This window comes from Odoribacter sp. AF15-53, from assembly GCF_003479425.1.
Taxonomy (GTDB): domain Bacteria; phylum Bacteroidota; class Bacteroidia; order Bacteroidales; family Marinifilaceae; genus Butyricimonas.
Map to the genome: position 1 here is coordinate 1 of NZ_QUHC01000018.1, position 20957 is coordinate 20957.

The 20957-nt window shown below is 44.8% G+C and carries 17 protein-coding genes and 2 tRNA genes; 15 read left to right on the forward strand and 4 right to left on the reverse strand.

Translation table 11 applies throughout. From position 1 onward, the window contains the following. Positions 1 to 442: 442 nt before the first annotated feature. A tRNA-Leu gene (locus tag DWW52_RS19500) sits at positions 443 to 527 on the reverse strand. Positions 528 to 531: 4 nt separating this feature from the next. Next, positions 532 to 607: transfer RNA gene (locus tag DWW52_RS19505), tRNA-Gly, on the reverse strand. 321 nt (positions 608 to 928) lie between these two features. On the opposite strand from DWW52_RS19505, the gene DWW52_RS19510 reads away from it, so the two are divergent. From DWW52_RS19510 to DWW52_RS19555, 10 genes are all read left to right on the forward strand, one after another. After that, complete coding sequence (locus DWW52_RS19510) at positions 929 to 1795, forward strand: ABC transporter permease (protein ID WP_118717512.1); 867 nt, start codon at positions 929 to 931, stop codon at positions 1793 to 1795. 10 nt (positions 1796 to 1805) lie between these two features. Next, positions 1806 to 2072 carry a DUF3098 domain-containing protein gene (locus DWW52_RS19515; protein WP_118717514.1) on the forward strand — a complete coding sequence of 89 codons (267 nt, stop codon included), beginning with the start codon at positions 1806 to 1808 and terminating at the stop codon, positions 2070 to 2072. A gap of 68 nt (positions 2073 to 2140) precedes the next feature. After that, a complete protein-coding gene (locus DWW52_RS19520; protein WP_118717516.1) occupies positions 2141 to 2929 on the forward strand; it encodes an undecaprenyl-diphosphate phosphatase in 789 nt (262 codons plus the stop codon). Next, a complete protein-coding gene (truB, locus tag DWW52_RS19525; RefSeq protein ID WP_118717518.1) occupies positions 2929 to 3645 on the forward strand; it encodes a tRNA pseudouridine(55) synthase TruB in 717 nt (238 codons plus the stop codon). The genes DWW52_RS19520 and truB overlap by 1 nt, the downstream gene beginning before the upstream one ends. Positions 3646 to 3682: 37 nt before the next feature. Then, complete coding sequence (gene queA, locus DWW52_RS19530) at positions 3683 to 4732, forward strand: tRNA preQ1(34) S-adenosylmethionine ribosyltransferase-isomerase QueA (protein ID WP_118717520.1); 1050 nt, start codon at positions 3683 to 3685, stop codon at positions 4730 to 4732. A gap of 71 nt (positions 4733 to 4803) precedes the next feature. Next, positions 4804 to 8109, forward strand: coding sequence for a transcription-repair coupling factor (gene mfd, locus DWW52_RS19535; protein ID WP_118717522.1), 3306 nt, complete (start codon positions 4804 to 4806; stop codon positions 8107 to 8109). 3 nt (positions 8110 to 8112) lie between these two features. Then, positions 8113 to 8844 (forward strand): type III pantothenate kinase, encoded by a 732-nt coding sequence (locus DWW52_RS19540; RefSeq protein WP_118717524.1) that lies wholly within the window; start codon positions 8113 to 8115, stop codon positions 8842 to 8844. A 126-nt stretch (positions 8845 to 8970) separates the two neighbouring features. Further along, positions 8971 to 10290 carry a lipopolysaccharide assembly protein LapB gene (locus DWW52_RS19545; RefSeq protein ID WP_233556991.1) on the forward strand — a complete coding sequence of 440 codons (1320 nt, stop codon included), beginning with the start codon at positions 8971 to 8973 and terminating at the stop codon, positions 10288 to 10290. A gap of 4 nt (positions 10291 to 10294) precedes the next feature. Further along, positions 10295 to 10867 (forward strand): LPS export ABC transporter periplasmic protein LptC, encoded by a 573-nt coding sequence (lptC, locus tag DWW52_RS19550; protein ID WP_118717528.1) that lies wholly within the window; start codon positions 10295 to 10297, stop codon positions 10865 to 10867. Further along, a complete protein-coding gene (locus DWW52_RS19555; protein ID WP_118717530.1) occupies positions 10867 to 12117 on the forward strand; it encodes a hemolysin family protein in 1251 nt (416 codons plus the stop codon). The genes lptC and DWW52_RS19555 overlap by 1 nt, the downstream gene beginning before the upstream one ends. Before the next feature lie 11 nt (positions 12118 to 12128). Here DWW52_RS19555 and DWW52_RS19560 read toward each other — a convergent pair whose 3' ends face one another. Then, entirely contained in the window at positions 12129 to 13205 is a 1077-nt protein-coding gene (locus DWW52_RS19560) for a mannose-1-phosphate guanylyltransferase (protein WP_118717532.1), read from the reverse strand. 137 nt (positions 13206 to 13342) lie between these two features. On the opposite strand from DWW52_RS19560, the gene DWW52_RS19565 reads away from it, so the two are divergent. From DWW52_RS19565 to DWW52_RS19585, 5 genes are read left to right on the forward strand one after another with little or no spacing between them, the layout of a single operon-like run. Further along, a complete protein-coding gene (locus tag DWW52_RS19565) occupies positions 13343 to 14080 on the forward strand; it encodes an ABC transporter permease (protein ID WP_118717534.1) in 738 nt (245 codons plus the stop codon). After that, positions 14080 to 14844 carry an ABC transporter ATP-binding protein gene (locus DWW52_RS19570; protein ID WP_118717536.1) on the forward strand — a complete coding sequence of 255 codons (765 nt, stop codon included), beginning with the start codon at positions 14080 to 14082 and terminating at the stop codon, positions 14842 to 14844. Before DWW52_RS19565 ends, DWW52_RS19570 begins: the two co-directional genes overlap by 1 nt. Positions 14845 to 14846: 2 nt before the next feature. Beyond that, positions 14847 to 15788 (forward strand): DUF4296 domain-containing protein, encoded by a 942-nt coding sequence (locus DWW52_RS19575; protein WP_118717538.1) that lies wholly within the window; start codon positions 14847 to 14849, stop codon positions 15786 to 15788. A 16-nt stretch (positions 15789 to 15804) separates the two neighbouring features. Next, positions 15805 to 16137 carry a hypothetical protein gene (locus tag DWW52_RS19580; RefSeq protein WP_118717540.1) on the forward strand — a complete coding sequence of 111 codons (333 nt, stop codon included), beginning with the start codon at positions 15805 to 15807 and terminating at the stop codon, positions 16135 to 16137. A gap of 24 nt (positions 16138 to 16161) precedes the next feature. Further along, positions 16162 to 19413: a S41 family peptidase gene (locus tag DWW52_RS19585; RefSeq protein ID WP_118717542.1), complete on the forward strand. Its 3252-nt coding sequence runs from the start codon at positions 16162 to 16164 to the stop codon at positions 19411 to 19413. A 79-nt stretch (positions 19414 to 19492) separates the two neighbouring features. Here DWW52_RS19585 and DWW52_RS19590 read toward each other — a convergent pair whose 3' ends face one another. Further along, positions 19493 to 20956 (reverse strand): PspC domain-containing protein, encoded by a 1464-nt coding sequence (locus tag DWW52_RS19590; RefSeq protein ID WP_118717544.1) that lies wholly within the window; start codon positions 20954 to 20956, stop codon positions 19493 to 19495. Between the last annotated feature and the right edge of the window lies 1 nt (position 20957).

Below are 20957 nucleotides of genomic sequence, written 5' to 3' on the forward strand. Positions count from 1 at the left end.
GTACTGATAACGTAATCATGATAGAACTCTCTATTAATTCTAAATGATTTATAGGGGTTGTGGTTGTGATTAGTGATCTCAAATAAAAGTGAGGGGGAGAGAAGTCTGTTTTGAGAGGAATAACTACCCTTGCACAGGGGGGGGGGTTATCAGGTAGTTCGCCCTCAGGTATAAGGGGGCTAGGGAGTAGTTCGAATAGGACTTTTTCAGCGGGCTACTCTTAAACGTGTGCTTTTTGTTCGTGAGAAGGAATCCAACTTAAATTGCCCCCTGTAAATTTTTCCTAGAAACGGCCAAATTATCTCTTTGTACATGTGCGTAAAATTCTACCAGTAGCCATTATTATTATTAAAGGTAGTGTCCCCAAAAGAGTGCTTCTTAATCTAATTGTTGAAAATAAAAAAGGAGTCATATTTTCATATAACTCCTTGATTATTTGTTGTACTCGAGGCGGGACTTGAACCCGCACAGCCGCAATGGCCACGGGATTTTAAGTCCCGCGTGTCTACCGATTCCACCACTCGAGCAACTTGGAGCGAAAAACGGGACTCGAACCCGCGACCCTAACCTTGGCAAGGTTATGCTCTACCAACTGAGCTATTTTCGCATGATTGCTTGCAAAATTTGATCGGGACGCTTCCCGTTTTTGCGATTGCAAATATAGGGCAATTTTTGTTTTCAGCAAAGGGTTTGATAAGAAAATGCAAGGGATTTTTTTAATTCACTTCTTGAGGTCTGTTTTTCATGTGATTAGAGATGACGAAAAGCCCGTGTCTATGTTGAATTATCGTATTCGTGGAAGGAATTTCCCGGTTACACGAGGGAAGGGGAGATGGCTCGTGATTTGTGATTTTGTGATTTTTTTTATAAAATGGATTGTTCCCGTATGTAGAATGATTATATTTGTCAGGTTTTTAAGACAGAAGAAATGTCGCGAAGAGAGAGTAAAAGGGGAAAAAGTGCTTATTTTGTTCCCACGATCAGTATATCTTTAGTATTGATCGTGGTGGGTATGCTTGTATTTATTTTGTTGAATGCCAGAGCGGTTTCGGATCATGTGAAACGGAATATCGGGTTCGCGGTGATCGTGAAGGATAATACGAATGAAGTGGAGATCAAACGAGTGCAGAAGATATTGGATACTCAACCTTATGTTTATACTTCCAAGTATATCACGAAAGAACAGGCGGCAAAGTCTTTCAAGAAAGAGATGGGCGAGGACTTTGAGGCTATTTTAGGTGGCAACCCGTTGTTGCCTTCTATCGAGATCAAGTTGAATCCGGAGTACGCGAATAATGATTCGCTGGTTGTCATTGAAAAGGGATTGGCGAGGTTTGATATCATACAGGAGGTGTATTATCAGAAATCCATGATTGAAAGTATAAACGAGAATATACACCGGATCACGATAATCTTTTTGATTGTCGGGGCGGTGCTGGTACTGATTTCGTTCACGTTGATCCGGAATATGATCCATTTGGCGGTTTATTCGCAACGGTTGTTGATCAAAACGATGCAGTTGGTCGGGGCGACACCGTTTTTTATATGCAAGCCTTTCGTGTACGGGAGTATGTGGCGGGGTTTTTTCGGGGCGTTGATTGCTAATTTGGTGTTGTTGGCGGCGATATTTTTCGTGCAGGATAACGTGGGGAACGTGATTAATATCATGCGTCGGGATGTGATCGTGCTTATGGTTGCTTTCGTGATGCTTTCCGGGGTGTTGTTGTCGTTTTTCTCGGCATGGTTTTCGGTACGTCGCTATTTGAGACGGGATTTGAATGATTTATACGCGTAAATAAAAATATATGGCAAGAATTTTAAACGAAAAGAAAGACGGTTTTCCTATTCCGAAGGATAATTACAAGATGATCTTGATCGGTTTCGGGATTATTATCGTTGGTTTCCTCCTGATGATGGGAGGAGGAGCAGACTCTCCCGATACATTTAATTATGACATTTTTAGTTTCCGGCGGATAACCCTGGCTCCGATCGTGGTGTTGTTCGGTTTCGGATTCGTGTTCTGGGGGATCATGCGGAAACCCAAAATGAAAGAAGAGGAAGAGAAAAAATAAATATTAATGTAATTGGAGGTTGGTGTGCGTGCATGTTCAATTTTCAATTTTCAATTTTCAATTAATAAATGGAGTGGTTTGAAGCATTGGTGCTTGGCGTCATCCAAGGACTTACGGAATTTTTGCCGGTAAGTAGTTCGGGACATTTGCAGATTTTTAGCGCTCTTTTCGGGTTACAGGGAGAAGAGAATTTGACTTTTGCCGTGGCGGTACATGCGGCGACAGTGTGTAGTACGATCGTGATTTTGTGGAAGGAGGTTTCCGTGTTGTTCAAAGGGTTCTTTACTTTCAAGTATAATGACGAGATGGCTTACGTGTTGAAGATATTTCTTTCCATGATTCCGGTTGCTATCGTGGGCTTTTGTTTTAAAGATTACGTGGAGGGGTTGTTTGGTGCCGGGTTAACGGTCGTGGGATGTATGTTGCTGGTGACGGCTCTTTTGCTGACTTTTGCCTATTATGCAAAGCCTAGGGTGAAAGATAAGATTTCGTATCGAGATGCGTTCGTGATCGGGTTGGCTCAGGCTTGTGCCGTGTTGCCCGGTTTGTCACGTTCCGGATCGACGATAGCCACGGGTATCTTATTGGGAAACAAGAAAGAGGCGGTGGCAAAGTTCTCTTTTTTGATGGTGTTGATCCCAATTCTGGGAGAGGCTTTTCTGGATTTGATGAAAGGCGGATTCTCTTCAGAGGCAAGTGGCATCTCAACCCTGTCTTTGGTTGTCGGCTTCGTGGCTGCATTCGTTTCCGGATGTATTGCTTGTCGTTGGATGATTAATGTCGTGAAAAAGGGTAAATTGATCTGGTTCGCGATTTATTGCGCTATTGCAGGTATATTGACGATTGTATTGGGATAATGAGCGAGTGGGGAAATATTTGTTTTAGAGAGGGCGATGATTTTCGGGCTGGTGCGGTACTCGTGGTAGACAAGCCGTTGCGTTGGACGTCGTTTGATGTGGTGAATAAGATTCGCATTAGTCTGAGAAAAGGATACGGGAAGATAAAAGTGGGGCACGCGGGTACGCTGGATCCCTTGGCGACGGGAGTCGTTATTGTTTGCGTGGGGAAGGAGACGAAAAAGATCGAGGAGTATATGGGACAGGAGAAAGAGTACGTGGCGGAGATCACGTTTGGGCATACTACTCCTTCTTATGATTTGGAAACATCTTTTGACGAGGAGTTCCCGTATAAGCATGTGGATCGGGAGTGTTTGGAACGAGCGGTTCAACAGTTTGTCGGGGAAATCGAACAGTTCCCGCCTTCTTATTCGGCGGTTCGGGTTGACGGGGTCCGCGCGTACGAGAAAGCTCGTCGGGGGGATGAGGTCGAGATGAAGAGCCGAAAAGTGATGGTTCGGGAGATTGAGATATTGAAAGCGGAACTTCCAGTAGTGGAGCTTCGAATTGTTTGTAGCAAGGGAACTTATATCCGTTCTTTGGCGCATGATCTGGGGAAAGCCTGCGGAAGCGGCTCGCATTTGTCGGCTTTACGGAGAACTCGTGTCGGGGATTTTAAGGTGGAGGATGCGTTTAAAATGGATGAAATTATTGGAGTTCTACAAGAAAATTTGTAATTTAGCAAGATTTGATTAATATATAAAATTGTTCAACATGAAACTATCAAAGTTTAAATATAAGTTACCGCCGGAGTTGATCGCGTTACATCCGACTCCAAATCGTGATGAAGCTCGATTGATGGTTTTGGATAGAAAAACCGGAAAGATTGAACACAAAGTTTTTAAGGATGTCATTGATTACTTTGACGAGAAAGACGTGTTCGTGTTTAATGATTCAAAGGTTTTTCCGGCGAGATTATATGGAAACAAGGAAAAGACCGGGGCAGAGATTGAGGTATTCCTGTTGAGAGAATTGAACCCGGAATTGCGTATCTGGGATGTGCTGGTTGATCCGGCTCGTAAAATCCGTATCGGGAACAAGTTGTATTTCGGGGAAGACGACAGTATGGTGGCCGAGGTAATCGACAATACTACTTCTCGCGGGAGAACGTTGCGTTTCCTGTTTGACGGGGAATATGAGGAGTTCAAGAAAGAATTGTACGCGTTGGGTGAAACCCCGCTTCCGCGTTTTATCAACCGGAAAGTTGAACCGGAAGATGCCGAGAATTACCAGACTATTTTTGCCAAAAACGAGGGTGCCGTGGCAGCCCCGACGGCAGGAATGCATTTTAGCCGTGAGTTGATGAAACGGATGGAGATTAAAGGTATTGATTTCGCTTATGTCACGTTGCATGTCGGCTTGGGTAATTTCCGGGAAGTGGACGTGGAGGATTTGACGAAACACAAGATGGATTCGGAGCAGATTTACGTGACACCGGAAACCGTGAAGATCGTGAATGACGCGAAAGACGAGAAGCATAAGATTTGTGCCGTGGGAACGACGGTTGTGCGTACTCTGGAGAGTTGCGTGACCACGAAAGGACGTTTGACGGAATTTGAAGGATGGACGAATAAATTTATATTCCCGCCGTATGATTTCAGCGTGCCGGATGCTTTTATCTCGAATTTCCATTTGCCTTATTCTACGTTGTTGATGATGGTGGCTGCTTTCGGGGGATATGAGAATGTTATGGAAGCTTATAACGTGGCGGTCAAGGAGAAGTATCGTTTTGGTACTTATGGTGATGCCATGCTTATAATTTAAATAGATGATATTTGAAGATAGAAAGACGGTATGCTGAAAGGTATGCCGTTTTTTGATAAAATTTCAGAGACTTGGAAGCAAAAGAGTTATTAAATTTATTTCAAACGCATCCTGTTGTACAGAAGATTGCCGACCGTCTGCAAAAGCAGACGAGGGCGAAGATAAAGCTGGAAAACGGGATCGGTTCGCTTGTTGCTTTTATCGCGGCTGGCGTGAGCAGGGAAATGAGAGGGTTGCAACTGTTCGTGTTGAATGATAAGGAGGAAGCCGCTTATTTCTACAATGATTTATTGACTTTTTACGGAGAGGAGAACGTGCGTTTTCTGCCCTCCTCGTTCCGGCGTTCCGGTAATTTTGAAGATAAGGACAACGATTCGATTTTGGTTCGCACGGAGGTGTTGAATGCCTTGACGGCGAAGGAGGTGGGGATGGTGGTTACTTACACGGAGGCGATGGCCGAGAAGGTGGTGAGTAAAAAGGTGCTGGCGGATATGTCTATGCCCGTGGGGAAGGGGGATAAGTTGTCGATGTCATTTTTGGAGTCTTTGTTAGGGGAATACGGGTTCGAGAGGAGTGATTTCGTGTATGAGCCCGGGCAGTTTTCAATCCGGGGAAGTATCGTGGACGTTTATTCTTTTGCTGAAGAGCGTCCGGTGCGAATAGACTTTTTCGGGGATGAGGTGGAGAGTATTCGTTATTTTGATGTTGAAACGCAACTTTCCGAGCAATTGATTGATCGGGTGGTCATTGTTCCCGACTTGAGTGAATCTACGGATAGAAATGCTAACGTGGGGTTGACGGAGTTTCTGGGAAAAGAGACCACGTGGTGGATGAAGAATTCTTTATTGATTCATGATCGGATCAATTCGTTAAAAGAGCTGGATAGCGGTGAATTCTTGATTACTTCGGATAATTTATTCCATGCCATAGAGGAGAATAGTGTCGTCGAGTGGGGGCCGGAATTGTTTTTCCGGGGGGAAGTGCTTCGTTTGGAGGCAGAAGTACAGCCGGCGGTGAACAAGCAGTTTGATTTGTTGGCAGAACATTTGTTGGATAAGCAGATGGATCGGTACACGGTTTATCTTTGTTCCACGAATGACATGCAGCTCCAGCGATTGCGGGATATTTTCTCGGATAAAGGACATGAAGTGAATTTCGTACCCGTGGAGGGGACGATACATGAGGGATTCAGTGATGCCCAGATAAAGGTCTGTATTTACACGGAACATCAGATTTTTGATCGTTACCAGAAGTACCGGTTGAAAACAACTCAAATCCGGAAGGGGCGGGAGTCGATCACGATCAGCGAATTGCAGAATTTGCATCCCGGCGATTACGTGGTGCATATTGATCACGGGATCGGGCGTTTCGGCGGGTTGACAAAGATTAGTAATGACGGGAAGGTGCAGGAGGCGATCCGGTTGGTGTATAAGAATAATTCCGAATTGTACGTTAGTCTCCATTCATTGCATAAGATTTCCAAGTATAAAGGGAAGGACGGGGAACCGCCTGCCGTGAGTAAGTTGGGAGGCGAGGCTTGGAATAAACTGAAACAACGGACGAAATCGCGGGTAAAGGATATCGCCCGCGAGTTGATCGCGTTGTATGCCAAGCGCAGGCGTGAGGAGGCTTATGCTTTCTCGAAGGATAGTTTCTTGCAGGATGAAATGGAAGCTTCTTTCATGTACGAGGAGACGCCGGATCAGATGAAGGCGATCGAGGCGGTGAAAGCGGATATGGAGAGTCCTCACGTGATGGATCGTCTGGTGTGCGGGGATGTTGGTTTCGGGAAGACGGAAGTCGCGATTCGTGCGGCATTCAAGGCGGTTGCCGATAGTAAACAGGTTGCCGTGTTGGTGCCGACGACCGTGTTGGCCTACCAGCATTATAATACATTTAAGAAACGTCTGGAGGGGATGCCCTGTCGGATCGAGTATATCAGCCGGATGAAGAAGGGGGCTGATATTAAACGTATTTTGAAAGATTTGGAGGCGGGGAAGGTGGATATCATTATCGGTACGCATCGGTTGACAAGTAATGACGTGAAGTTTAAGGATCTCGGACTTTTGGTAGTCGATGAAGAGCAAAAGTTCGGGGTTGCCGTGAAAGAGAAATTGAAAAAACTGAAATTAAACGTGGATACGATCACGATGACGGCCACGCCTATCCCTCGTACGTTGCAATTCTCGTTGATGGGGGCGAGGGATATGTCGATTATCCGTACGGCACCGCCTAATCGTTACCCGATCGTGACGGAATTGCATCGTTTTGACGAGAAGATAATCAAGGAGGCTATTTCTTACGAGGTAAGCCGCGGGGGACAAGTATTTTTTATTCATAACCGGGTGGATAATATCCGGGATATTCAATATATGATTCATCGTTTGATTCCCGGAATCAAGAGTTGCGTGGGACACGGGCAGATGAGCGGGGAGGAGTTGGAGATCGTGATGCACGATTTTATCCGGGGGGATTATGATGTGTTGATCGCCACGACAATCGTGGAGTCTGGGCTGGATATTCCTAACGCGAACACGATTATAATTAATCAGGCTCAAAATTACGGGTTGAGTGATTTGCACCAGTTGCGGGGACGGGTGGGACGTTCCAACCGGAAGGCGTTTTGTTATTTGCTGGCCCCGCCTTTGGAGCTGGTGAACACGGATGCCCGCCGACGTTTGAAAGCGATAGAGGATTTTAGCGGGCTTGGGAGCGGGTTCAATATTGCCATGCAGGATTTGGATATTCGCGGAGCCGGGAATATTTTAGGTGGAGAGCAATCCGGTTTTATCGCGGAAGTGGGTTACGAGGCATACCAGCGGATCTTGAACGAGGCGTTAATGGAATTGAGGGACGAGGAGTTCCCAGAATTGCAAAAGGACAGACCGGAGGAGCCGGCAGCATTTACCACGGATTGCGTGATTGATACGGATTTCGCGTTATTGATACCGGATACGTACGTGGAAAACGTGAGCGAACGAATCCGTTTGTACCGGGAATTGGATAATATCGCGAATGAAGAGTCCTTGCACCGTTTTGAGATAGAAATGAAAGACCGTTTCGGAGAACTTCCGGTCCCCGTGGTCGGGTTGATGGAAGTGGTTCGAATCCGGCAAAGATGTATTGATCTGGGAATAGAGCGTTTGATGGTGAAGAATAACAGGATGGTCGTTTATTTTATCAGCGATCAGAATTCACCGTTCTATGCTTCTTCCGTGTTTAGCGAGTTGCTGAAATTTATACAGAAACAAGTGATCCCCTGTAAGATCAGCGAGAAAAATGATAAGTTGAGTCTTGTTTTCATGAATATTGACGATATCAATCGGGTATCGGTAATTATCCGGGAGATGCGTGATTTTGCTTACGGAAATAATTGAGTTATGAATTTAATTGTTGATATCGGAAATACACGAACCAAATATGCCGTTTTTGAGGATGGCGATTGGGTGGAGTGCGGATTGGGGTTGCCTGAGACTTATGATTTGGCGGCCAATTATTTGAAACACGGCAAGGAGGTTAACCTGATATTGTCCAGTACGGGAGCGATTTCCGAAGAAGTGCGGGAGAAATTGCGTGAGGTCTCGACTTTTTTTTGTGAGTTATCTTCCGGGATACCTTTGCCGATCCGGATCGGATACGATACTCCCAAAACATTGGGGGTTGACCGGATCGCGGGTTGCGTGGGGGGTGTGTCTCTTTATCCCGGTAAGGAGCTGTTGATTATAGATTCCGGCACGGCGATCACGTATGATTTTGTCAGTGCCGACGGGGAGTTCCGGGGAGGAAATATTTCGCCGGGGCTGGGGATTCGGTTTCGCGCGTTGAACGAGTTCACGGCGAGCCTTCCATTGGTGAAATGTGCTAAGGATCATGGTTATATCGGAAAGAACACGCATGATGCTATTTTGAACGGGGTGATGAATGGTATACTTTTTGAAGTAAGAGGATATATAGATGAACTATACCGGAATAATTCCCACGCGGTGGTGATTATAACTGGGGGAGGAAGTGAATATTTAAAGAAAACATTAAAACGGACAGTTTTTTTCGAGGACAAGCTGGTGATCACGGGCTTAAACAGAATTTTAGAATACCAAAAAACGGTTAATTAAACATGAAAAATATGCGATTGATTTCCGTATTAAAAAAATAGTGGTAATTTTGCGAGAGTCCTCACGTGGGAGGACGGGCTATGATGAAAAAACTTATTCGAACTAACTTAAATAAAAGGGATGACCATGAAAAAATTTGCTGTAATAGCATTTGGAATGTTTTTATTCGCTCTGCCAACGAAAGCGCAAACGTTGGAGTCTCAATATGGCTTGGATAGTGCGCAAACCATTCTGAATGCTTCTCTGTACACGGAATACTGGAAACAGAAAAATTTCGAAGAAGCCTTACCTACCTGGAGATATGTATTTTTGAACGCACCTGCATTTCAATTGAATACTTATATTCGCGGGGAGGATATCATCGAGTACATGATCCAGAAGACGAAGAAGAAAGAGTATGTCGATACGCTGATGATGATTTTCGATCGTCGTCTTCAATATATGAAGAGTAAGAGCCGGGAAGGGTATGTTTTAGGTAAAAAAGGTATGGCCCAGGTGCGTTTTTCGAATGGTGATCTGACCATGTTGAAAGCCGGGTTTGATAACTTGATGAAATCATACGAGCTGGAAGGAACGCAGACTCCGCCTCAATTGATACATGCTACTTTTGATGTAGGCTGTAATCTGGTAAAGCAAAATCAGTTGTCAAAAGAAGAATTTATTAACTTGTACATGAAATTCTCCGCTTTTGCCGATCAACGTTTGGCTTCCGGGGATAAAGGATGTGATAATTTTGCCGTGTGTAAATCGGCATTGGATGCCATTTTCTTTGATTCCGGGTTTGCAGATTGCAACACGTTGGCTGAATTGTTAACCAAGAGATACGAGGCAAATCAGGATAGCCTTCCGATATTGAAGGATATTTCATCTATCTTGAAAAGACGCGAATGTACGGACTTACCTTTGTTTGCCGCGGTAGCAGAGAAGATTTATCAGAAAGAACCGAGTGCCGAGGCTGCTTACGGTTTGGCTATGATGTTTTTCTCCAAGCAGGATTTTGCGAAGTTCGAGCAATATTTGAAAGAAGCTATTGATAAGTGTGATGATCCGAAGGCTAAAGCTGACTATAATTATAAATTGGCTCAAGTGAATCTTTCAAAGAAGAATTATCAACAAGCCAGAAGATACGCTTTGGAGGCATTGAAGACGAATCCAAACTTGGGATCGGCTTACATCACGATCGGTTTAGCTTACGCGGTAAGTAGTAATGATTACGAGGGGGATGAATTTGACAAGCGTACTGTATTCTGGGCTGCCGTGGATAAATTTGTAAAAGCAAAACAGGTTGATCCTTCCGTGGCTGCTACTGCAAACGAGTATATTGAAAGATATTCTCCTCATTTCCCGACAAAAGATGAAGCATTCTTCCGTTCGATTACAGCCGGTAAGAACGTGAAAGTCGGAGGTTGGATCAACGAGACAACTACTGCCAGATTTAGAGATTAAGGTAATGATATCTATATATCGTGCATTAGGAATTAAGAGCATTACCGTCCTTATTTTAGGGACGGTAATGCTTTTCTCGTGTAAAACGAACATGAAGGACGTGAACGCGATTGGAAATCGGGACGGGATGCCTGAAATGGCCGGGGAAAACATGGAGTTGATATATTCCGATTCTGCACGGCTAAAGTATAAAGTGACCACTCCTCTTTACAATAAATATAATCAGGAAAACAATAAGTATGACGAGTTTCCTAAAGGGATACATGCTGAGTTGTACGAGAAAGACGGGACCATGGTGGGGTCCATTACATCGAAGTATGCCAAGAAATTGGAGGAGGAGATGTTATGGGAATTACGTAACGAGGTTGTCGTGATTAATGCCGATGGGAAGAAATTGGAAACAGATCTCATGTTTTGGGATATGAAGAAAGAGATAATTTATTCCGATCGTTATTCCCGACTGACTTCCGGGGACCAGATTATTGAAGGAAATAATGGTTTCAAGTCGGATCAGTCTTTAAAGAATCCTGTATTTAACAAGATAACGGGAGTGGTAGAAATTGAAAATAAACCCTGATGTCGGTATTTGTTGCCATATTAATCTGTTTGGTGTTGTCTGCATTCTTTTCGGGAATGGAAATCGCCTTTATGGCTTCCAATAAACTCCGAATCGAGATAGACAAGTCGAATAAAGGAATCACGCAGAAACTAATTGATCTTTTCGTTTCCAATTCGGGAATGTATATCACCACGATTCTGGTGGGGAATAACGTGGTGATGGTTATTTATGGGATTTTTATGTCCGATTATCTGGATCCCAAGTTGGAAAGTATCGGGATCTCGTTGGGGGTGCGGATGATTCTTGTCACGTTGATCTCTACGTTGATCATGTTGGTGACGGGTGAATTTTTCCCGAAGGCAGTTTTCCGTTTACGTCCGAATGCATTTCTTCGGGTGTTCGCGATTCCGGTGTTTCTGTTTTATATTTTGTTTTTCCCGATATCTTCTTTTGCCGTTTGGTTCGGGGGCTTGTTGTTGCGGATATTCACGGGACGTAAGTTAGCGCATAAAGAAGAAAACAGGGCTTTCGGCAAGATAGATTTAAATAATTTGATCGAAGAGGGTGAAACCGGGGGTACTCAGAACGAGGATGAACACGACATCAAGTTGTTCCGGAATGCATTGGATTTCTCGGAGGTGAAGTTAAGGGAATGTATTGTTCCGCGTCCGGATATAGTGGCGTTGTCGATTGACGCGGGACTGGATGAACTGAGGGAGCTTTTCGTGAAAACGGGGTTGTCCCGGATATTGATTTATCGGGATTCGATTGATAACGTGATCGGTTACGTGCATTCGTCAGCCTTGTTCCATCACCCGGAGACCGTGAAAAAAGCGGTGAGCCGGATTCTCATCGTACCGGAAACTATGTCTGCCTTGAGGTTATTGAATCTTTTCACGAAGGAGCAGAAGAGCGTGGCCGTGGTCGTGGATGAATTCGGGGTAACGGCCGGAATGGTTACGATTGAAGATATTATGGAAGAGATTTTCGGGGAGATCGAGGACGAACATGATCGCTTGAACTTGAAAGAAGAGCAATTGGCTCCGGATGAATACCTTTTCTCCGGTCGTCTGGAAGTCGATTATCTGAATGAAAAATATGATTTGGATCTCCCGGAAAACGAGGAGTACGAAACGTTAGCCGGTTTGATCCTTTACTATAATGAGGACATCCCTGCAGAAGGCGAACAAGTTACGATTGAAGATATTTCGTTTGAAATTGTCAGTGTCAAGAGCGCCCGGATTGAGGAAGTAAGAGTGAAAATATAAAAGGAGCTTGTTTAAAGCTCCTTTGTTGTATGTTTTAGCATATCGTCGAAATGCCGGATGCTATCTTCGTGATCCCGATGGCATATCATAAGAACGTCATTGTTTTCTGCAATAATGCAATTTTCGATCCCTTCGATGATTACTTTCTTGTCTTGTGGAACATTGATAATACACTCTTTCGTGTCGATTAATCGCACTTGTTCGCTGTTGCTGACGTTATTGTTCTCGTCTTTCGGGCTGATTTCATGGAACGAGTGCCATGTGCCGACATCCGACCAGCCGAATTCTCCTTTCATAACGTAGACTTTAGATGATTTCTCCATGACTCCGAAGTCGATAGAAATATTGCGGCATTGGCTGTAAATGTGGGCGATGTTTTCTTGTGAATCCGGATCGGGGGCATTCTTGTATTCTTGTTCAAATAACAGGTAGATATCCTCCAGATAATTTTTGAATTCTTGGATAATGTCCTCGACTTTCCAGATAAATATTCCCGCGTTCCAAACGAAATCTCCGGATTCCAGGAACACTTTAGCGAGTTCTTTATCCGGTTTTTCGGTAAAGGTTTTCACTTTTGAAATAAACTCGGAAAACTTATTTTTCTTGAGTTGGATGTAACCGTATCCGGTTTCCGGGCGGGTTGGTTTGATTCCTATCGTGAGTAGCCCGCCGAATTGCTCGATGAAAGAGATTCCTTTCTGGATGTTATCGAGGTAAACCATGTCGTTGCTGATAAAATGATCGGAAGGAACGACAACCATACTTGCCCGCGGGTTGATCCGGGCAATCCGGTATGCGGCATAAGCGATACATGGTGCGGTGTTTTTACCGAAAGGTTCTTTCAGTATATTCTCGGAAGGGATTTCCGGAATCTGCTCTTTGGTCAAATCTTCGTAGGCAACGCCGGTAACGATGAAGATGTTTTGGGGGTCAAAGATTTGATTTGCTCGTTCGAATGTTTGGCGGAGGAAGCTCTTCCCAACGTTTAAGATATCGCAAAACTGTTTGGGACAGGCCTTCGTGCTTACGGGCCAAAAACGTTTCCCAAGTCCACCAGCCATGATTACGCAGTACGAGTTCTTATTCATCTTATTAGTTATACGTTTAAAATTAAATTCATCTTATTGTTGTCGAAATTAGTAATAAATCCGTGAATAATTTCTATTTTTACGATAAAATTTGAGACAGGGTTTACAGGAGGGTATCATTTAAGGACTTAGTATAGATGAAAGTATTAGATAAGATAGGAGCTTACATATTATTCATGGGGCGGATCTTCACGAAACCCGAGAAGAAAAGAGTTTACTTGAAGGAATTGATGAACGAGTTCGAAAAACTCGGACTGAATTCCGTCATGCTGGTCATGATTATTTCTTTTTTTATCGGAGCGGTGTTGACCTTGCAAACGGCTTATAATATGTCCAGTCCATTGTTACCTCGTTACCTGATCGGTTACCTGACCAGGGAAACTTTGTTGCTGGAATTTTCATCCACGATCGTGAGTTTGATATTAGCCGGAAAGATCGGTAGTAATATCGCCTCGGAGATCGGTAGTATGAAGATCACGGAACAGATCGAGGCCCTCGAAGTTATGGGGGTAAATTCAGTGTCTTATTTGGTGGGGCCGAAGATTGCGGCCGCGCTGGTGGTAAATCCGATTCTTTATATATTCAGCGTGTTTATCGGGATTATCGGGGGGATTCTCTCCGGGTTGGCTTCCGGCGTGGTGAATTACGACGATTATATACACGGGTTGCATTTTTCTTTTAATCCTTATTACGTGACCTATTCTATTGTAAAAACGTTGTTTTTTGCCGTGATATTCACGTCAATTCCAGCATTCTACGGGTATAACGTGCAAGGGGGAGCGTTGGAAGTCGGTAAGGCGAGTACGAAAGCCGTGGTGGATAGTAGTATAGCCATATTGCTTATAAACTTGATATTAACCAAAATATTATTGTAATGATACGGGCAGAGGGGTTATACAAGTCATTTGATAAGAAAGAGGTATTGTCGGATATCAATGCTGTTTTCGAACCGGGGAAGGTAAATTTGATTATCGGGAAAAGTGGTTCGGGTAAAACGGTATTGTTAAAATCGTTAATTGGGTTACATCCGATAGATAAGGGGAAAATTTTCTATGATGACCGGGATATAACGGTTATGAACACCAAGCAGATGAAGGAGATTCGGAAAGAGTTGGGTGTGGTGTTTCAGGGTGGAGCTTTGTTTGATTCGCTTTCCGTGTTGGATAACGTGAAATTTCCCTTGAATCTGTTTTCCACGATGACGGAGAAGGAGAAAGTCGAGCGGGCAATATTTTGCCTGAACCGGGTGAATCTGGATAACGTGGAGAATTTGTTCCCGGCAGAGATCAGCGGGGGAATGAAAAAGCGGGTGGCGATAGCCCGGGCTATTGTTTTGCAGCCGAAATACTTGTTCTGTGACGAGCCGAACTCCGGCCTGGACCCGTTGACTTCTATCGTGATCGACAATCTGTTGTCGGAGATCACGCACGAGTATAATATGACTACCGTTATCAATACGCATGATATGAACTCCGTGTTCGAGATCGGGGAAAAGGTGCTGTTTATTCACGAGGGACATAAGGAGTGGGAAGGTAGCAATGACGAGATCATGTACACGAATAGCGAGGCTTTGAACGAGTTCTTGTTCTCCTCGAAGTTAAATAAGATGGTTCGGGAAAAACTAAGAAAAAAGAGCTAGGAATGAATACGAAAAGTTTTAGAGATATGAAGTGCCTGTTGTGGGTAATATTGATTATCGTGGGCGTGACGGCTTGCTCGAAGAAGGTGCCGTTGGACAAGAAACAATTTACCTCTTTGTTGATTGATATGCACATGACCGATGGGATGTTGACGGCAGCCCGTGGTATTGTTCCGGCAGAAAAGGATAGTTATTTATATTATAATGATTTGTTTAAAAAGTACGGGATTACACGTGCGGATTTTGATTCTTGCGTGGTCTATTACTCCAAGCAGACATTATTATTCAACAAGATGTATGATGTCGTGATTGACACGTTAAATCGACGACAGACAAAAGTTATGCGGGAATGGAAGGAGTTGACTATGAATGATACGGTGGATTTATTTCCCGGCTATACGATGATTGTCGCTGATACCTTGCGACCGGATTCAACCCAAGTCAATGCTCCCAAAAAGGATTCCGTGGTGTATGTTACCCGTGTCGTGAAAGAGGATACCGTGTATCTGGACAAACGTAACCCGTTCGTGCTGGTCGAGATGGACAGTATCGTGCCGGGATTTTACAAGTTCATGACGACGGTGAAATTAGATCAGGTGGATAAGAGTAAGCGGAATTCGATTCAGTCCTATCTTATTTCCGTGAATAACGATACTTTGAAAATGCCGGAGCGGTCCGTGGGAATGGATACGATCAGGGCATACAAAAAAGATTGGGATTATTACGTGGCGGATTCGATCTACAAGAAGTTAGTCGTGAAAATCGTGCAAAGCGATGAACTTCCGCGGACGAAAGTGAAAAAGAAAGTAGATCAAGAGGGACGTGTATGGGGAACGAAGATACATAAAGTTTACGTGGCTCCGCATCATGAAGAAAGATTGAAGGCTCAATATGCCCCGATACAAAAACCAAAAACGGATCCGAAACCGGGGCAAAAAAAGTAACAATTTGAAATTTCGAATGAGAAAGATAGCAGCTAATTATATATTACTCCCGGGGTTTGAGTTGGTGCGGAACGGATATGTAATTCTGGAGAACGGAGAGGTGGTGGATGTCGTGGATACGGGAGGAGAGATCAAGGAGATTCCTTGTCTTGAGTTTTATGGGGGGCTGATTGTTGCGGATCAGGTGCGGGAAGAATTGACATGGATGCCCGGTGATGATTTGTGTGGGCGCATTCGGCGATTATATCAGGATAACGTGATGAATAAAAATGGATTGGCTCTTGTTCAAGGGGCTGATTTTGCCCGTATGCTTTGGACTCCCGAAGCCCGGATTATACATTTGCGATAAGTTTAATACCAAAATAGATGAAGGATGAATAAATTCGTATTGACTATTACTTTTTTATTTGTAGCTCTTCTCGTGCAGGCAGGACCGCTTTGGATGCGTTACCCCAAGATATCGCCTGATGGGAAGCAGATTGTATTTAGTTATAAAGGAGATATTTATGTCGTGCCCACGGAGGGAGGTACGGCTCGTCAACTAACAACCCATCCGGCGTATGAATCTCATCCCGTGTGGTCGCCTGACGGGAAGCAAATCGCTTTCACGAGTGACCGGAACGGGAATTTTGATATTTTCGTGATGTCGTCACGGGGAGGCGAAGCCCGGCGGGTAACAACGAATTCGGCCCGGGAAATACCTTACACATTTACCCCGGACGGTAAAGAGATCATTTATGGGGCACAAATGGGAGATCCGGCCCAAAGTGCTTTGTTTCCGGCAGGATCGCTGACCGAATTGTATGCCGTGTCGGTGAACGGGGGACGTGCTCGCCAGATATTGGCAACCCCGGCAGAAGAGATTTGTTTTTTCAAGTCGGGAGACGCTTTTCTGTATCAGGATAAAAAGGGAGGAGAAAACGAGTGGCGTAAGCATCACACCTCTTCTATAACTCGTGATATCTGGCGTTATGACGTGAAAAGCGGGAAGCATACCCGGTTGATTGATCGGGCGGGAGAAGATCGTCAGCCCGTGTTGTCGCCGGATGAACAGCAGGTCTATTTCTTGAGCGAACGGGACGGATCATTCAACGTGTATTCATTCCCGTTGAACAACCCTGCAGCCGTGAAGAAGGAGACTACTTTTAAAACCCACCCGGTGCGCTTTTTGAGTATTGCCGGAGACGGGCGTCTGTGCTTCGGTTATGACGGGGAGATTTACGTGAAAGATGTAAATGGAAGTCCGAAAAAGGTAAATATAGATATTATCGGTGATGATGCGAAAGATAATTTGGCCTCTTTGCGTTTCACTTCCGGGGCAACGAGTGCAACCGTGTCTCCGGACGGGAAGCAGGTGGCTTTGATTATCCGGGGGGATATTTTCGTCACTTCTTCTGATTACACGACAACGAAACAGGTTACCACGACCCCGGAGCGGGAAAAATGGTTGAGTTTTGCTCCTGACAATCGGACAATCGCTTACGCCAGTGAGCGGGAGGGGAATTGGAATATTTACACGGCGAAGATTGCCCGAGAAGAAGAAGTAAATTTCCCGAATGCGACGTTGATCGACGAGAAGGCCCTGTTCCCGGCTTCCGCGAAAGAACGTTTTGCCCCGCAGTTCTCCCCGGATGGTAAGGAATTGGCATTTATCGAAGACCGGACGAAATTAATGGTGATTGATCTGAAAACGAAGAAAGTGAGACAAGTTGCCGATGATAAATACCAGTATCGCACGGGCGACGGTTTTACTTATTCTTGGTCTCCCGACGGGAAATGGTTTGTCGTGGAGATCATCGGGAATCGTCATGATCCGTACAGCGATATCGCTATCGTGCGGGCTGACGGAAGTGGTGAGGTCGTGAACCTGACGAATAGCGGTTATTTCGACAGTAATCCCCGGTGGGTGCTGGACGGGAATGCGATTCTTTTTTCAAGTGAACGTTTCGGGATGCGTAACCATGCTTCTTGGGGGTCATTGCGGGATGTGATGATCGTGTTCATGAATCAGGATGCTTACGATAAGTTCCGTTTGAATAAAGAGGATTACGAACTCTTGAAAGAGGAGGATAAACGGATGGCCGCCGTGAAATCTAAGGAGCAGAAAGGTGAGCAAAAAGACAAGAAAGATGAGGCTAAATCTACCGGGAAAGAGAAGAAAGATATCGTGATCGAGTTGAAAGGTATCGAGGATCGCGTGATGCGATTGACCCCGAATTCCTCGGAATTGGGAGATGCTATATTAAATAAGAATGGCGATAAGTTGTATTACATGGCTTCCTTCGAGGGGGGTATGGATTTGTGGGTGAGTGACCTGCGTTCAAGAAGTACCCGCGTGATGCATAAGTTGAATAGTGGTTGGGCTTCTTTGGAAATGGATAAGGATGGCAAGGAACTTTTCTTGCTGGGTGGGCGTTCGATGCAGAAAATCAATCTGGGATCAGAGAAAAGGTCCCCGATAAATTATACTGCCGAAATGAAACTGGATTTGGCTGCCGAGCGGGCCTATATGTTTGATCGGGTACGTCGTCAAGAAGAGAAACGTTTCTACGAGAAGAACATGCATGGCGTGGATTGGGCCAAGATGACAAAGGCTTACGAGAAATTCCTGCCTTATATCAACAATAACTATGATTTTTCCGAGTTGCTGAGCGAGTTGCTGGGAGAGTTGAACGTGTCGCACACGGGTTCCGGGTATCGTCCCTCGTCGAAAGGGGAGGCGACGGCTGAATTGGGGGTTTTGTTGAATTTGGATTACGGTAAAGATGGTTTGCTGGTTGATGAGGTGTTGGAGAAAGGACCTTTCGATAATTCCCGCTCCAAGTTGAAAGCCGGGATGATTATCGAGAAAATAGACGGGCAAACCGTGAAAGCCGGGATGGATTATTATCCGTTGTTGAGCGGCAAGGCGGGTAAACGGGTGTTGTTCTCGATCTATGACCCGGCCACGAAAACCCGTTGGGATGAGGTGGTGGAACCGATTTCGAAGGGAAATCAGAGAGAATTGCTTTACAATCGTTGGGTGAAACAACGTGCTGCCGACGTGGATCGCCTGTCTGGGGGCCGTTTGGGATACGTGCATATTTCCAGCATGGACGACCCGAGTTTCCGTTCCGTGTATTCTGATATTCTCGGTAAATACAACGACCGGGAGGGGATCGTGATAGACACGCGCTTCAATGGTGGCGGGCGTTTGCACGAGGATATCGAAATCTTGTTTAGCGGGAAGAAGTATTTCACGCAGGTGATCCGGGGCCGGGAATCCTGTGATATGCCGAGTCGTCGGTGGAACAAGCCTTCGATTATGCTGACTTGCGAGGCGAATTACTCGAATGCTCACGGGACGCCTTGGGTGTACCAGCATCAAGGAATCGGCAAAGTGGTTGGTATGCCCGTACCGGGAACTATGACTAGCGTGTCGTGGGAAACTTTGCAAGACCCGACGTTATATTTCGGAATACCCATTGTCGGTTACCGTTTACCGGACGGTAGCTATCTGGAAAATAAACAATTGGAACCGGACGTGAAGATTGCCAATTCCCCGGAGAAGATTATCAGGGGAGAAGACGAGCAGTTGGAGATGGCGGTGAAGGAGTTGTTGAAAGAGATTGATTCCAAGAAATAAAAAAGGAAAAGCGGCAGGCAAAAAGGGATGAAAGCCTGCCGCTTCGTTTTTATATGAGGGATGGTTAACATGCTTCTTTTTACTGGAGAGGTTTAATTTTCCCCTCTTGCATGATGAATAATGATTTATGGTTGTTCAGTTCAAAATATAGAGGATAATTTGAGTGTTTATGCTTGCTTAAATGGTCTGCAGCCTCCGGGGTGAAACGAATTTTTGAATCCTCGGGTAAGTAGACAATGATCTCTACCTCTTGTGCTCTCCATTTGCTGTTTAGCTGGGCGTAATTGTCAAAGCGTAGGGTGTCTTTGGCATATTTGTAGTCGAAAGTAATATTTTCTTTCTTGGGTTTGTTCTCGTGGGTTGAATAACGAACGACTATGTACGCCGTGTTGTTGTAAGAAGGACGAATTGCAAAATAGGGCGAGAATAAATTACCCTCTTGAAGTTGCAATACTCCCCTGTCTTGATAGAAATTCTGGGGTACGGTGTGTCGTTTATTTACTTGAATCGTGAGCATTTTGCCTTTGTCTAGTTGGATGGTTTCTTCATAGCTATTGGTGCGAGGTGTCCATGTCGTTCCTTCGCTGATGGCCACGATAATAAGCAAGGTTAGACTGACAAGCCACAGACCGAGGGCAGAAAGGGCGATCGCCTTGTTGTTGCTCTTGAAAGTAAACAACAATTTGATCGCCATAAAAATGATCATGATTATAGGAATTCCAAAAAGGAAAAGTATACCGATTTTGCTCAATATAAGATTGCTCGGAGAGAGAGCATGAGTTATCTCCATATAGCTTTCTCCCCACGGGAACCAATGAGGTAGAAACAGGGCGGAGAGCAACGAAAACAGGAAGAATATCCCCCCGAAAAAGAGGCCTAGCCCGATGATGATCGTCAGTATTTTCCCGATGACGAGCAAAACGTTCGAGAACCATTTACCGATACGATTGGCGAATTGAATTCCTTTACTATTTTTGATGTCTTGATATTCTCCTTTGATTGAGCGTTCTATGTTGGAGACATTTATGTTTTCTCCTTTCATTTCCAGTTTTTGTTTGGCTGTTTTTGCCTTGGGTACGGCAATCCATAAGATGATGTACACGATCAAGAAGATCCCGTAATAGAGAGTCATGATAATAAAACATATCCGAAGTAACAAGGGTGATATGCCCCAGTAAGCAGCTATTCCCCCGGCAACACCCCCGAATACACGATTGTCTGGAGCCCGGTATAGTTTTTTGACTTGCTTTTTCGTGTTGCGTGGCGTGTCGTTGTCATCGTCAATGATATCATCGGGAGTCCCCATGGTGGAAATTGCTTGTGCCACGTCATTGCTGGTGACAACTTCCCGGTACTCGTTTTTCATGTACTCGGAAAAAAGCTCCCCGATCCGGTTCTCGATGTCATCCATGATTTCTGGACCATCGTCCTCTTTAGAGTAGTAAGTCTTGAGTGCGTTGAGGTACTCCTGTAATTTGTCGAGAGCATCGTCATCTATGTGGAAAATCTTACCGCTTAGGTTGATTGTATAGGTCTTTTTCATG